Raw genomic sequence first — 15,359 nt, forward strand, 5'->3', positions numbered from 1 at the left:
TGAAATAATATGGCAAAACAAGATTATTACGAAATATTAGGTATATCAAAATCAGCTTCTCAGTCTGAAATTAAAAAGGCATATCGAAAAATGGCTATAAAGTATCATCCAGATAAAAATCCTGGAAATACTGAAGCTGAAGAAAAGTTCAAGCTTTGTGCTGAAGCCTATGAGGTTCTTAGCGATGATAATAAAAAAGCTCGTTATGATCAATATGGTCATGCTGCTTTTGAAGGAGGTCAAGGTGGCTTCGGAGGTGGAGGAGGAATGAATATGGACGACATATTTAGCCAATTTGGAGATATTTTCGGAGGTGCATTTGGTGGTGGATTTGGAGGCTTCGGCGGAGGCGGAGGTCAACGTCAAGCTAGAGTTAAAGGAAGTAACCTTCGTATACGAGTAAAACTTACTTTAGAAGAGATAGCTAATGGAGTAGAGAAAAAAGTTAAAGTACGTAGAAAAGTTCAAGCAGACGGAGTTACATATAAAACTTGTACAACATGTAATGGTAGTGGACAACAAATGCGTGTTACAAATACTATATTAGGTAGAATGCAAACAGCAACTACTTGTGGTACTTGTCATGGAGCTGGAGAAATGCTAAATAAGAAACCTTCTGGAGCTGATGCGCAAGGAATGGTTGTAAAAGAAGAAACTGTATCTATTAATATTCCTGAAGGTGTAACTGAAGGTGTTCAGTTAAAAGTTGGAGGAAAAGGTAATGAAGCTCCAGGAAAGAATTCTATATCTGGAGATTTATTAGTGTTAATTGAAGAAGTTCAACATGATACATTAAAAAGAGAAGGAAGTAATATTCATTACGATTTATATGTTAATTTCTCTGAAGCTGTATTAGGTGTCTCAAAAGAAATAGATACCGTTACAGGTAAAGTTAAAATTAAAATTGACCCAGGTACTCAATCTGGTAAGATTTTAAGGTTAAAAGGTAAAGGATTACCAAGTATTGAACGTTATGGTAATGGTGATTTTTTAATTCATATAAATGTTTGGACTCCTCAAGAGTTGACAAAAGATCAGCGTAAGTTTTTTGAGCAAATGCAAACAGATGAGAACTTTAGCCCTAACCCACAGAAAAATGATAAATCTTTCTTTGAAAAAGTAAAAGACATGTTTTCTTAATAAAGAAAATAAACTACTTTTTTATTAGATAATATTTTATAAAAGTTATATATTTGTAAGTGTCTAGAAGACGTTCTAGACACTTTTTCTTTTTCATAGCAATTTTCCCACTCAATCTTTGAGTGGGTTTTTTATGAAAAAAGTCGAAAATATATAAAGATAATTAAGCAGACCTATCTTATCGACTTATATTTAGTATAAGTAGGAAAGTCTGGACACCAAAGAGTAGCATAGCGGATAACAACCGTCCGGTGTAAACCGAGGACAAGTGCAACAGAAAGAATGTACAGGTAATGCTGTAGTGAAACCAGGTAAACTCTATGCGGTGCAATGTCATGTACATTAGAGCTTGAGCGCTACTCGCGCGATTCTAAGGGGTAGGCAGATTGATTTTACGAGTAATTGTAAAACTAGATAAATGATAAGAGCCTTTTTAAGGAACAGAATCCAGCTTATTGGTCTGCTTTTTTTATTTTTATATAAACTTCACATTCTTACAATTCTTCTTGAATGTTAATTTGATAAAAAATTAACAAATAACAATGTATAATTTATTGATTTTGGTGTTTTTTTATGGTTTTGATACGTTTTGTTTACTAATAAGCCTAGTTAAGTGATTATTTTTTAATTTCGACTTAAAATACTACTTTTGCATAGCAAAAATTAACAAAAATAGACTACATGTCTATAGGTACTAACATGATTAAAGGTGCTTGTATTTAGCTCTAATAGTTGAAATAATACAATAAGGGGATTGTAATAGCACTTTTAACAATAAAAAAACTTATATAATGAGTATTTATAAAGATTATATAAAAGAAATTGAGGAAAGAAAAGTTCAAGGTCTTCATCCTAAACCAATTGATGGTAGTTCACTAATAAGTGAAATTATTAAGCAAATAAAAGATATTGATAATGAGTATAGAGAAGATTCTCTTAACTTTTTTATTTATAACGTTTTACCAGGTACAACAAGTGCAGCTGGTGTTAAAGCTAAATTTTTAAAGGAGATTATTCTTGGGGAGTTTGTTTTAAAAGAAATTTCACCTTCTTTTGCTTTTGAACAATTAGGTCATATGAAGGGAGGACCTTCTGTAGAAGTACTTCTTGATTTAGCTTTAGGAAATGATATTTCTATAGCTAATGAAGCTGCTAAAGTATTAAAAACTCAAGTTTTTTTATACGAAGCAGATACAGAACAATTAGAGAAAGCATATAAAGCAGGAAATACTATAGCTAAAGAATTAATAGAGAGTTATGCTCAAGCAGAATTCTTTACAAAGTTACCAGAAATTGAGGAAGAAATAGAAATTGTAACTTTTGTTGCTGGTATTGGTGATATCTCAACAGATTTATTATCTCCAGGAGCAGATGCACATTCAAGATCAGATCGTGAATTACATGGTCAGAGTATGTTTGAGCATAATAAAGAAATGCAAAAGGAATTATTAGCATTAAAAGAAAAGCATCCTAATAAGCGCGTGATGTTAATTGCCGACAAAGGAACTATGGGAGTTGGATCTTCTAGGATGTCTGGTGTAAATAACGTTGCTTTATGGACAGGTATTTCTTCAAGCCCATATGTGCCATTTATTAATATTGCTCCTGTAATTGCAGGAACTAATGGTATTGCACCAATTTTTTTAACAACAGTTGGGGTAACTGGTGGTATTGGTATCGATTTAAAAAACTGGGTAAAGCAAAAAGATGCTGATGGAAATACGATTGTTGATGAAGAAGGAGAAGCAATTTTAAAAGAAGAGTATTCTGTTGCTACAGGTACTGTATTTACTATAAATACAAAAACAAAACAATTGTTTAAAGGTGATAAAGTAGTAAAAGATATTTCTACAGCTTTAACACCACCAAAAAAGGAGTTCATTAAAGCAGGAGGTTCTTATGCTGTTGTTTTTGGTAAGAAATTACAAAGTTTTGCTTGTAAAGTTTTAGGTATAGATGTACCACAAGTTTATGCAGTGTCAAAAGAAGTTTCTATTGAAGGACAAGGGTTAACTGCTGTTGAAAAAATATTTAATAAAAACGCTGTTGGAACTACACCAGGTAAAACATTACACGCTGGTTCTAATGTAAGAGTTGAAGTAAATATTGTAGGATCTCAAGACACTACAGGTTTAATGACTTCTCAAGAATTGGAGATGATGGCTGCAACAGTAATTTCACCTATCGTTGATACAGGTTATCAATCAGGGTGTCATACAGCTTCAGTTTGGGATGATAAGTCTAGGGCTAATATACCAAGATTAATGAAGTTTATGAATGATTTCGGGTTAGTTACTGCACGTCACCCAGAAGGGAAATATCATGCAATGACGGATGTTATTCATAAAGTATTAAATGATATTGCAGTTGATGATTGGGATGTAATCATAGGTGGAGATTCACATACACGTATGGCTAAAGGTGTTGCTTTTGGAGCGGATTCAGGAACAGTTGCTTTAGCATTAGCTACCGGTGAGGCTACTATGCCAATTCCAGAGTCTGTAAAGGTTACTTTTAAAGGAGAGATGAAATCCTACATGGATTTCCGTGATGTGGTTCACGCTACTCAAGAACAGATGTTAAATCAGTTTGAAGGGGAGAATGTTTTTCAAGGAAAAATTATAGAAGTACATATTGGTACATTAACTTCTGATCAAGCATTTACATTTACAGATTGGACTGCTGAAATGAAAGCAAAAGCATCTATTTGTATTTCTGAAGATGATACGTTAATAGAATCATTAGAAATCTCTAGAGATCGTATTCAAATTATGATTGATAAGGGGATGGATAATCCTAAGCAAGATCTTAAAGGATTAGTAGATAAAGCAAATAATCGTATTCAAGAAATTAAAACAGGAACTAAATCGGCATTAAAGCCAGACGCAGATGCTAAATACTATGCTGAAGTTGTTATCGATTTAGATAAGATAGTTGAACCGATGATTGCTGATCCTGATGTGAATAATGAGGATGTATCTAAGCGTTATACACATGATAATATTCAACCATTATCTTTTTATGGAGGAATTAAAAAAGTAGATTTAGGTTTTGTTGGTTCGTGTATGGTACATAAAGGAGACATGCAAATATTGGCACAAATGCTTAAAAACGTTGAGGCTCAAAAAGGAGAAGTAGAGTTCAAAGCACCTTTAGTTGTTGCACCACCTACATATAATATTGTAGATGAATTAAAAGCAGAAGGTGATTGGGAAGTTCTAGAAAAATATGCCGGATTTGTATTTGACGATAGTGCTCCAAAAGCAGTTGCAAGAACTAAGTACGAAAATAAATTATATTTAGAACGTCCAGGATGTAGCTTATGTATGGGTAACCAAGAAAAAGCAGAACCAGGAGATACTGTAATGGCTACTTCAACTCGTTTATTCCAAGGAAGGGTAGTAAGAGATACTGATGCTAAAAAAGGTGAATCTTTATTATCTTCAACACCTGTAGTTGTTTTGTCTTGTATATTAGGAAGAACACCTACTATGGAGGAATATGAAGCTGCTGTAGAGGGTATTGTATTAACTAAATTTAAACCATCTCAAAAGCAATTAGTAATGTAATATTATATTGTTTTTTTAATATATAAAAATCTGAGTTTTTAACTCAGATTTTTTTTATGACATATATTAATCAATTAATTAGATGTTTGTATTGGTATTAATTATAAAGGAATCAAGTAGTTTACATGATTTTTTGTTAAATTGAGACTTGAAACAAAAACTAAACAAAAATATATGGCTTTCGATATTGAAATGATAAAAGAGGTGTACCAAAAGGTAGTTGAAAGGGTGGATGCTGCTCGTAAAATTACTGGTAAACCTTTAACACTAGCAGAGAAAATATTATATACTCACTTATGGGATGGAGCCCCAAATACAGCATTTAGAAGAGGAAAAGACTATGTAGATTTTGCACCAGATAGAATTGCTTGTCAAGATGCTACTGCTCAAATGGCATTATTGCAATTTATGCAAGCTGGGAAAAAAAATGTAGCAGTACCAACAACTGTTCATTGTGATCATTTAATTCAAGCAAAAGTAGGAGCAGACAAAGATTTGCAAGCTGCTTTAAATAATAGTAATGAAGTATTTAATTTTTTAGAATCAGTATCTAACAAATACGGAATTGGTTTTTGGAAGCCTGGAGCAGGTATTATACATCAAGTTGTACTTGAAAATTATGCATTCCCTGGTGGAATGATGATTGGTACAGATTCTCATACTGTAAATGCAGGAGGGTTAGGTATGGTAGCCATTGGAGTTGGAGGAGCAGATGCAGTAGATGTGATGGCAGGAATGCCTTGGGAACTAAAATTCCCTAAATTGATAGGAGTTAAGTTAACAGGCAAATTATCTGGTTGGACTGCACCAAAAGATGTTATTTTAAAAGTAGCTGGTATTGTTTCAGCTAAAGGTGGAACTGGTGCTATTGTAGAATATTTTGGTGAAGGAGCTAAAGCAATGTCTTGTACAGGGAAAGGTACAATTTGTAATATGGGTGCAGAAATAGGAGCAACTACTTCTACTTTTGGCTATGATGAATCAATGGAACGTTACTTACGTGCTACTGATAGAAGTGATGTTGCAGATGCTGCTAATAAAGTTAAAGATTATTTAACTGGTGATGCTGATGTATATGAAAACCCTGAACAGTATTTTGATCAGGTTATTGAAATTAATTTATCAGAATTAAGTCCTTTATTAAACGGGCCATTTACTCCAGATTTATCTACCAAGGCTGGTGAGGAAATGACAACTAAAGCTAATGATAATGATTGGCCATTACAAGTTGAATGGGGGTTAATAGGTTCTTGTACAAATTCGTCTTATGAAGATTTGTCTAGAGCAGCATCAATTGCTCAACAAGCTATTGATAAAGGATTAAAAACAAAAGCAGAATTTGGTATTAATCCAGGTTCAGAAAAAGTAAGATATACGGCTGATAGAGATGGTATTTTAGAAGTTTTTGAAAATTTAGATGCAACGATTTTTACCAACGCATGTGGACCGTGTATTGGTCAATGGGCACGTTATGAAGATCCTAAAAATGCACCTAAAAACTCTATAATCCATTCATTCAATAGAAATTTTGCAAAACGGGCTGATGGAAATCCAAATACACATGCCTTTGTGGCATCCCCTGAATTAGTGGCAGCAATTACTATTGCTGGACGTTTAGACTTTAATCCAATGACAGATAAGTTAATTAATGAAAATGGAGAAGAGGTAATGTTAGATGAACCAACAGGATGGGAACTGCCTCCTAAAGGTTTTGAGGTAAAAGATGATGGGTATTTAGCTCCTGAAGAAGATGGAAGTGGTGTAGAAATAAAAGTTAATCCTGATTCTGAACGATTAGAATTATTAACACCATTTATTCCATTAGGAACTGAAATTAACGGGGCTAAATTATTAATTAAAGCTCATGGAAAATGTACAACAGATCATATTTCTATGGCTGGACCATGGTTACGTTATCGTGGACATTTAGATAATATATCTAATAATTGTTTAATTGGAGCAGTAAATGCTTATAATATGAAAACTAATTTTGTAAAAAATCAGTTAAATGGTGATTATGATGCTGTACCAAAAACAGCAAGAGCTTATAAGGCGGCGAATGTAAAAACAATTGTTGTTGGTGATCATAATTATGGAGAAGGATCGTCTAGAGAGCATGCCGCTATGGAACCTCGTCATTTAGGGGTGGCTGCAGTATTGGTAAAATCATTTGCTCGTATTCATGAAACAAACTTAAAAAAACAAGGAATGTTAGGTTTAACGTTTTCAAATGAAACTGATTACGATTTAATTCAAGAAGATGACACATTTAATTTTCTAGATTTAAATAAATTTAGTCCAGGAAAACCACTAACAATTGAAGTGGTTCATTCTGATGGGGCTAAAGATATTGTTATGGCAAATCATACATATAATGAAGGTCAAATAGAGTGGTTTAAAGAAGGTTCAGCTTTAAACTTAATAAAAAAGCAAAACGCTTAGCATTAATATTCTATATAATTACAAAAGAGCTCTGGTATTTACCAGAGCTTTTTTGTAATGTATGTACTTTTTTTTAGACAAAATATCAGAACCTTAAAACTACATGTTATGAGTGCAATTTGGTATTTTGAAGATATTAACTTATTTAAGATATTATGCCCACATAAATATCCTGCATATAAAGAAAATCACAAGGTAAACTCTTATAAGAAAAGCGATTATATCTATTTTGAAGAAGATACTGCCAATAAAATTTATCTTATTGATAAAGGTAAAGTTAAAATAGGGTACTATACAGAAGAAGGTGATGAAGTTATAAAGTCAATTCTTACAAAAGGTGAAATTTTTGGAGAGAAGGCAATTTTGGGGGAGGATAAGAGAAATGAATTTGCACAATCTATTGATAATACTACTTCTATTTGTCCAGTTTCAAAAGATACTATGTATGAATTGATGAGAGATAATGTTTCTGTGAGTTTTAAAATTTACAAGTTTATTGGCTTACGAATGAAAAAACTTGAAAGAAGGTTACAATTATTATTATATAAAGATACCAGAACACGTTTAATTGAGTTTTTTAATGAATTATGTGACGATTATGGGTATGAATGTGATGAAACGGGAGACCATATAATAAAACACCCTTATACTCAAAAAGACATAGCAACTTTAATTGGCACTTCAAGACCAACATTAAATACATTGATGAATGAGTTAAAAAGTGAAGAAATCATAGATTTTAAAGGAAAAGAGTTAAGATTATTGAAAAAAGTAGCTTAAGTGTTAGCTAGCTAACATTTTAATATAATCATCTAAAATATCTTTGTAGGAGTAATCTTAAAAACAAAAAACAATGAGAAAAATATTTTTAGGTGTTTTAGCTGTAACTGCTTTAGCTTTTACTTCTTGTAGTGATGATGATACTACTGCACCAAGTACATCAGTATTAAATGTAAATATTAATGGTTTAGAAAATTTGGGAGCCAACTTTAAATATGAAGGTTGGATTATTGTAAATGGAGCACCAGTTACAACAGGAGTTTTTACAGTTGATGATTCTGGTAAATTATCAAAAACATCATTTGTGGTTAGTTCAGCACAACTTGCTGTAGCTACAAAATTTGTTTTATCAATAGAACCAGCAAATGATACTGATCCTAAACCAGCCGATACTAAAATTTTAGCTGGAGATTTTACTAGTAATACAGCAAGTATTTCTTCATCAGGTATAGTAGGGGATTTTTCAAAATCAGCAGGAAAATACATATTAGCAACACCAACAGATGGGATGGCAAATAATGAGCGTAGTGGTGTTTGGTTTTTAGATAATTCAAGTGGTAGTGCTACAACAGGATTAATATTACCAACATTATCAGCAGGATGGAAGTACGAAGGATGGGTAGTAATGAATGGAACTCCAGTAAGTACAGGTACTTTTACAGATCCTGCAAAAGCTGATGATAATGCAGCAACTTCTACTTTTAAAGGAGGTATGGGGAATGGTCCAGGATATCCAGGTGAAGATTATATACAAAATGCACCAACAGGATTAACATTTCCAACTGATTTAAGAGGTAAAAAAATAGTTATATCTGTAGAACCAGATCCTGATAATAGTACTAAACCATTTGTTTTAAAACCGTTAGCTCATGATGTGCCTGCAGATGCAGTAGATCACAAAGCTTATGCAATGGGTAATGGACCAGTATCTGCAATTACTGGTACAGTAACACGATAGTTTTTTGTTTATAAGTCTTTAAAATTTAAGAGTAATCAAGTATCTTTGATTGCTCTTATTTTTTTTAGAATGAAGTATAGTCAATTAACAAAAGAACAGTTTGAAAGTTTGCATAATGAGTTTGCTAGATTTTTAGCAACGCAAAGTATAGATGTGAACGAATGGAATCAAATTAAGAAGGAAAAACCAAAAGTTGCTGAAGATGAAATGAATGTTTTTAGTGATGTTGTTTGGGATGATGTACTTAGTAAAACTGAATACTTAGAACATTTTTCTCCAAGAGTTTTAAACCTTTTTAAATGTGAAAAAGAAAATATTCATAGAATTGTTGTGCAAATAACTAATAAAGAAATAAATTTATTAGAACAAGAAGGGTATGAATGGTTACTAAAAAACACACAGAGTAAAGAGGTAGAAATTTTAGAAGGAACCAAAGGTTATAATGAAGAAAGAAATACTGAACTATTTGATTTAATACAGAAAGGGAGTTCTATTTCTAAAGGAGAGCTGTTTGAGTATTTTAATAAATTAATAACGAGTTAGTAAAGAATATTAATAAACAACTTCATTACCATTAATAAAAGTTTTGATACATTTAATTTCACCAATTTCATTTGTTTTTAAAGTATAAGGGTTTTTATTTACAATAATAAAATCAGCGTATTTTCCTTTTTCTAAAGAACCAATTTTATCTTCTTTATGTATTTGAAAAGCAGCATTTATAGTTAAAGTTTTAATTGCTTCTAATAAATTTATTCGCTCGTTTATACCAATTATATTACCTTCTTTAGTTTTTCTTTCAATTGCAGTTTGGATCAATCTAAAAGGATTACTTTCAAACATTGGTTGATCTGCATGTAATGTACTTTTTATATTTTCATTAAGTGTAGATTTTATAGCTAATATTTTACTTGTTTGTTTTTTTCCTAAAATATCATTATTCAACGCTTCTCCATAATACAATAAGTGATTTATATGAAAGCTAGGGAGTAACTGTAAATTTTTAATTCTTAAGATCTCTGAATTAGGTAACATTAAACAGTGTTCTAAACGATGTCTAGAATTACTATAATCTAGCTCACTTTTCAGTTCTTCAAAAGCATTAACTGTTTCAGTAATGGCAGCATTACCTTGTGTATGAATAGCTATTTGCCATCCTTTATTATGGTATGTTTTAATAAACTGTTTTAATTTTTCTTTATTTATAAGAGCTTTTCCCTTTGTATTAGGTGGGATATGTAATTTTTTAGTAGTTAAGTTTGAAATAAGATAAGGATCATTCATGTACATTGAACCCGTGTATGGAGATCCATCATACCAGTGTTTAATACCAATGATATCATAAAAATCATTTATTTCTCCCTTTGTTTTAGGTAAAATATGTGCCATATCATGGCGTACATATATAAAATGTCGAGGAGTTGGAATTCTTTCAGGAAGTTGTTTAATCAAGGTTAGAAAATTACCTAACAAACTAGGTTTTTTATCAGATAGATGTTTCATTAAAATTAATGGTTTAGAATCATTAATTGTTAATCCAGTTGAAACTATAGTTGTATTTCCATTTTTAGCATATTCTTTCATTACTTTTTTAGAAGAATTACTCAATAATTTAGGAGTAAGCACTTCAGTTTTTAATTTCTCAATGAACGGTTTAAAAGCTTCTTGTTCTATAATTAAACCTGTTAAATTACCTAAAGAATCTTTTTCATAATAACTTTTTTTCGAATGGTTTTTAACAGTATTATTGATCCCAACACTTTCAAAAGCTTTTGTATTAACCCAATAACTATGTAAACTTTGGCTAAAAATAACTACTGGATTATTAGGTGCAATTTGATCTAAATATTTTAAAGTAGGAGTTTTTAAATCGGGAACTAAAACAGGATCTAACCCTTTAAAAACTAACCATTCATTTTTAGTAACATTTTTTACACAGCTTTCAAAATAACTCCAAACATCAGAATTACTCTCATGCTTAAAACCTGATAAATCATACATTTTTTCAAAAAACATGGATAAAGTAAAATGTGTATGAACATCTATAAAACCAGGCATAACCGTTGCTCCTTTGAGATTTATTTTTTTTACAGTTGAGTTTTTAAATAACTTAAGATCTCCAATTTCTTTTATAATTCCATCTTCAACCAACATAGCATTAGCATTTGGTTGTTCATTATTAATAGTAATTATATTAGCATTAAAATATAGAGTAGGTGGGGCTTTTTTAAAGTCATTTTTTGAAAATATAAAAACAATAATTGATATCAAAAAAAATGAAATGAGTAGTTTTATCTTTTTCATTGTTTGAATTGTTAGATTTTATTATAGTAAAAAGCGTAATAACTTTTCAGTACCAGTACTAGCTACTTCATTAATAATAGTTAAGTTGTTAAAATCATTCTTACTAACAGCTGGTTTCGGATCAATAAAATAAATAGGAGTGTTTATTGAAATGTAACTAATCAAACTAGCTGCAGGATAAACTTGCATAGAAGTACCAATAATAACTAAAATATCAGCTTTTTTAGTAATTTCAATAGCCTTTTCAAGCATAGGAACATCTTCACCAAACCATACAATGTGTGGGCGTAATTGAGAATTATATTCACACAAATCACCTAAATTTATGTCATCACTCCAGTTATAAATTGCATGTTCATTTTTAGTACTTCTAGCTTTTAGCAATTCACCATGTAAATGTAATATATTAGAACTACCAGATCTTTCATGTAAATCATCTACATTTTGAGTAATAATATTGACATTAAAATATTTTTCTAATTCAGTTAAATTATAATGCGCTTTATTAGGAGCTACAGTACTAAGTTGTTTCCTACGTTCATTATAAAAATTTAAAACAAGTTTAGGATTTGCAGCAAAACCTTGAGGAGAAGCAACTTCATAAATATCATGACCTTCCCATAAACCATTTGCATCTCTAAAGGTATTAATACCACTCTCAGCACTAATACCAGCACCAGATAAAATAACTAAATTTTTCATATCAAAAATTAAACCTCTAAAATATGAAAATTTAGTATGTTTGCTACATGATTGATGAAGGATTATTAGCTTATTTAGAAGGATATATTACAGAAAAACGTAAAAATACTTTTCATAAAGTATTAAGTAATAGAACTCGCCATTTTACAGTAGTTTTAGAAGATATTTTTCAACCACATAATGCAAGTGCAGTAGTAAGGAGTTGTGATATTTTTGGTATTCAAGATGTGTATGCTATAGAAAATAAATTTACCAATAAAGTATCAAGGCATGTAGCTAAAGGTAGTCAGAAGTGGTTAAATATTAACCGTTTTAAAGAAGATGGAGATAATACAAAAGTATGCTTAGAGGAATTACGTACCAAAGGATATCAAATAATTGGAACGACTCCACATACAGACTCCTGTGTGTTGTCTGATTTTGATGTTACCAAAAAATCTGCTTTTGTATTTGGAGCTGAGAAAGATGGTATATCAGATTATATAAAAGAAGAAGCGGATGGTTTTTTAAAAATACCTATGGTTGGTTTCACTGAAAGTTTAAATATATCGGTAGCCGCTGCAATTACTTTACAAGATATAACATCTCGTATTCGTAAAACTACTATTGATTGGCAATTAAATGATGATGAAAAGCAAGTTTTATATTTTAATTGGATAAAAAATACTATTAAAAACCCAGATAAGATTATTGATCATTATTATGAAAAGAAAAACGTATTATAATTTTCAAGTTGAATAGTATAATACGTTTTTAATAAGTAAAAATAATAACTATTGAATTATTATCTTTTTACTCATTTTTTGATTTTTATCTCCCAAAATATTAGCTATATATATACCAGGAGTAAGTTGTGAAGTATTAATTGTAACTTCATTATTTATAAGTGTAACATCATTTTTTGTCAGTACTTTTTTACCTAAAATGTTATAAAAATCGATATTAAGTTTTGAGCTTATAGAATTTTTTAATTGTAAAGTTATAAATTCATTTGCAGGAGTAGGGTATACGTTAAAATTAGTTTTAAATGCAACATCGTTATCATCAATAGATAACGAGCGAGTATCTATTTTGAAATCTAATATCCCTGAACCCCAAGAAGCAAAGCGAACTGTGTTTATTGACGGAATATAGTCTACATCTGTTGCATTAAAAAAACCAATTCCTTCTGCAATTGAGTACCATTTTTCTTTAGCTACATCAAAAACATAAGGACCAATATCAGTTCCTGCAAATACAAATTCACCACCAGAAGTAACAACCATTCCACTAGTTTGTGCATCAATTCCACTAGGGAAATCTCCTGTAATGTCAATCCAAGTTTGTCCTCCATCTTTTGATAAAATTGAGCCTACATTATTTGTACTAGGTCCACAAAATAAAATCCAATTGTCATCATTAGGTAATACAACTCCGCTACCTATATCACCTCTTCCAATAACTTCATTAGTTTTAGAAAAAGGTGTAGTTATTTCTGTGTCAAAAGTAGTTCCTCTATCTTCTGAAATAAATACTTTACCATCTTGAAGCATATACAATTTATCTGGATTAAGTGTTGCCTGAGCTAAAGCTGCTACATGATTAGTACCTTTATCAACGGTATGAGAGGTAATTGAAGTACCATCCCATGTTACTCTATTTAAATCTTTTGATAATACCCACATATTTTTATCTGAATCTGTACGATCTATATATGTTTGAACGTAGGCCATTGCAGTTTTTTTTGTAAAGCTAACTGAGTATTCATCTTTAAACTGACGATTTATTTTACTTATTGATTGAAAAGCTCCAGTGTTACTATATATTTTAACAGGAGCATATACTTTCGTACCTTGTCTTTGCCATTTCCAAGCATATTTTCCATCATGACTGTTAATTGGAGGTCCATCACCACCAATACTTTGATAAAAATCTAATACCTCTTTATTATCTTCTCTTTTACTATCATCATTTATAATACTTCCACTTCCTTGATCTTGAGTACTGTAATAAATATGATTAGGGTTACTATATCCAGTAAATAAATTATTTCTATATATTAATGGGTTTATGGTATTGATAACATTTAAGTTAATATAATGAGCATCCTTATATCCAGTATTGTTAAATGCAGTTCCTTCATTAGGGAAATCTTCCCATTCTTTGTAGGATATAAAAATCCCGCCGTCACTGCACCTTACAGAAAATAAATCTCCTGTACTATTATAAAAAAATTGAGAAGATTGAAAATCTGGATGGTAATTAAATCGAATTCTATTATAATAGTCTTCAGTATTTAAACTCGTACCATTTTGATATCTACCCCAACCTGTAGTTGTTGAATGGTTTGTGTTTAATTTATCTAAAGAAATTATAGGTTGTGAGTATCCAGCAATTGAAATGCTAGGATTTTCTGGATGTGCTGCAAAGAATTTACCAGGTGACATTTTTACTGTTCTATTACCATAATAATTTCCTTTAGGGTGTTTGTTAACCCAGGTTTTTCCTTCATCGTTAGACACCCAATAGTTTTTATCTTCCGTAATATAAAGAACTCTACTATCTCCACCAATACTAAATAACCTACTTCCGTGGTTAGTGGTATAGGTTCCTAATTTTGAAAAATCAGTTTTTTTATCATTTAATTTATAAAAGGTACCTCCATGAGCTAAATAGATAGCTTCTGAATTTGCTTGTAGATCGTATCTGGGAGTATATAAAAAACTATTTTCTTTAGTATTAAATTCTTTAAGTAAAAAGAAGTTAGCTCCTTTATCAGTAGAAAAAAATACCAATTGACCATTAGTTACATATATAGTATGATCATCTTGCCTATTTATAATAGAACTAGTATTAGCATCTGGTAATCCATTTGATTGAGACCATGTAGTTCCATCATCATCAGAGTAATATAGTGGACCATTTTCAATATGGGCAACTAACCTTGTGATTGAGTCGATTTTAAAAGCAAATAAATTTTGATATCTGTTTGGCCAATTTGCAGTAAGTACTTTAAAGTCATCTCCACCTTTACCCGTTTTTGGGTTGTAAACGGTTCCTTTAAAAATCAAAGCCTTTGAATTAAATTCACTAGCATAATGATTATGGCTTACTCCATATATAACATCTGTATCATCAAGCATTTCAGTAAATTTAAATGCTCCGGGCATGTTTTTAGGACCTCTGTTTTTCCAAGTACCTCTTAAATGACTTTCATCATAAGAATAGGAACGGCCTTTTTTATAATTGGTTTTTTTAGCTTTCGATGACAACTTTTGAAGTATTTTTTGATGTCTAGCAGCTTGTTTTTCTGTCCAAATAGCATACTTGTCTGGGTTTTCCTCTTTCTTTTCCTTCTTATGCTTTTTAGGAATGTTTACTGAATTTTTTTTTTCTTTTTCGCAAGAGAGTAGGATTACCACTGCTAATGCATAGATAATTAGTTTATTCATGTCGGGGGGACTATAAGGTTTATCTAAATATAC

Annotated in this window: 10 protein-coding genes and 1 other RNA gene; 8 read left to right on the forward strand and 3 right to left on the reverse strand. The window is 31.0% G+C overall.

What is annotated here, in order from left to right; all coding sequences use genetic code 11:
• The first annotated feature begins 9 nt into the window (after positions 1-9).
• The 7 genes from dnaJ (at position 10) to ACKTTQ_RS10120 (ending at position 9,432) form a co-directional block, all read left to right on the forward strand.
• Positions 10-1,140 carry a molecular chaperone DnaJ gene (gene dnaJ / locus ACKTTQ_RS10090; protein WP_093871249.1) on the forward strand — a complete coding sequence of 377 codons (1,131 nt, stop codon included), beginning with the start codon at positions 10-12 and terminating at the stop codon, positions 1,138-1,140.
• Between the two features lie 164 nt (positions 1,141-1,304).
• Positions 1,305-1,611: RNase P RNA component class A (gene rnpB / locus ACKTTQ_RS10095), an RNA gene on the forward strand.
• A gap of 320 nt (positions 1,612-1,931) precedes the next feature.
• The gene (locus ACKTTQ_RS10100) at positions 1,932-4,709 is read left to right on the forward strand and encodes a bifunctional aconitate hydratase 2/2-methylisocitrate dehydratase (protein ID WP_408049115.1); all 2,778 of its coding nucleotides are present in this window, start codon (positions 1,932-1,934) and stop codon (positions 4,707-4,709) included.
• 174 nt (positions 4,710-4,883) lie between these two features.
• A complete protein-coding gene (locus ACKTTQ_RS10105) occupies positions 4,884-7,151 on the forward strand; it encodes an aconitate hydratase (protein WP_408049116.1) in 2,268 nt (755 codons plus the stop codon).
• Positions 7,152-7,259: 108 nt separating this feature from the next.
• Positions 7,260-7,931: a Crp/Fnr family transcriptional regulator gene (locus ACKTTQ_RS10110; protein WP_113787311.1), complete on the forward strand. Its 672-nt coding sequence runs from the start codon at positions 7,260-7,262 to the stop codon at positions 7,929-7,931.
• Positions 7,932-8,004: 73 nt separating this feature from the next.
• Positions 8,005-8,889: a hypothetical protein gene (locus tag ACKTTQ_RS10115; RefSeq protein ID WP_408049117.1), complete on the forward strand. Its 885-nt coding sequence runs from the start codon at positions 8,005-8,007 to the stop codon at positions 8,887-8,889.
• A gap of 69 nt (positions 8,890-8,958) precedes the next feature.
• Positions 8,959-9,432, forward strand: coding sequence for a DUF6495 family protein (locus ACKTTQ_RS10120; protein WP_093871246.1), 474 nt, complete (start codon positions 8,959-8,961; stop codon positions 9,430-9,432).
• Between the two features lie 9 nt (positions 9,433-9,441).
• Here the strand turns inward: ACKTTQ_RS10120 and ACKTTQ_RS10125 are convergent, their stop codons facing one another.
• Positions 9,442-11,193, reverse strand: coding sequence for an amidohydrolase (locus ACKTTQ_RS10125; protein ID WP_408049118.1), 1,752 nt, complete (start codon positions 11,191-11,193; stop codon positions 9,442-9,444).
• A gap of 21 nt (positions 11,194-11,214) precedes the next feature.
• On the reverse strand, positions 11,215-11,895 hold the full coding sequence (locus ACKTTQ_RS10130) for an SIR2 family NAD-dependent protein deacylase (RefSeq protein ID WP_408049119.1): 681 nt from the start codon (positions 11,893-11,895) through the stop codon (positions 11,215-11,217).
• A gap of 47 nt (positions 11,896-11,942) precedes the next feature.
• Between ACKTTQ_RS10130 and ACKTTQ_RS10135 the strand changes: the two genes are divergently transcribed.
• Positions 11,943-12,620 (forward strand): TrmH family RNA methyltransferase, encoded by a 678-nt coding sequence (locus ACKTTQ_RS10135; RefSeq protein WP_093871243.1) that lies wholly within the window; start codon positions 11,943-11,945, stop codon positions 12,618-12,620.
• A 48-nt stretch (positions 12,621-12,668) separates the two neighbouring features.
• On the opposite strand, the gene ACKTTQ_RS10140 is transcribed toward ACKTTQ_RS10135, so the two are convergent.
• Positions 12,669-15,326 carry a T9SS type A sorting domain-containing protein gene (locus tag ACKTTQ_RS10140; RefSeq protein ID WP_408049120.1) on the reverse strand — a complete coding sequence of 886 codons (2,658 nt, stop codon included), beginning with the start codon at positions 15,324-15,326 and terminating at the stop codon, positions 12,669-12,671.
• Between the last annotated feature and the right edge of the window lie 33 nt (positions 15,327-15,359).

This window comes from Tenacibaculum halocynthiae (assembly GCF_964512825.1).
Lineage (GTDB): Bacteria > Bacteroidota > Bacteroidia > Flavobacteriales > Flavobacteriaceae > Polaribacter > Polaribacter halocynthiae.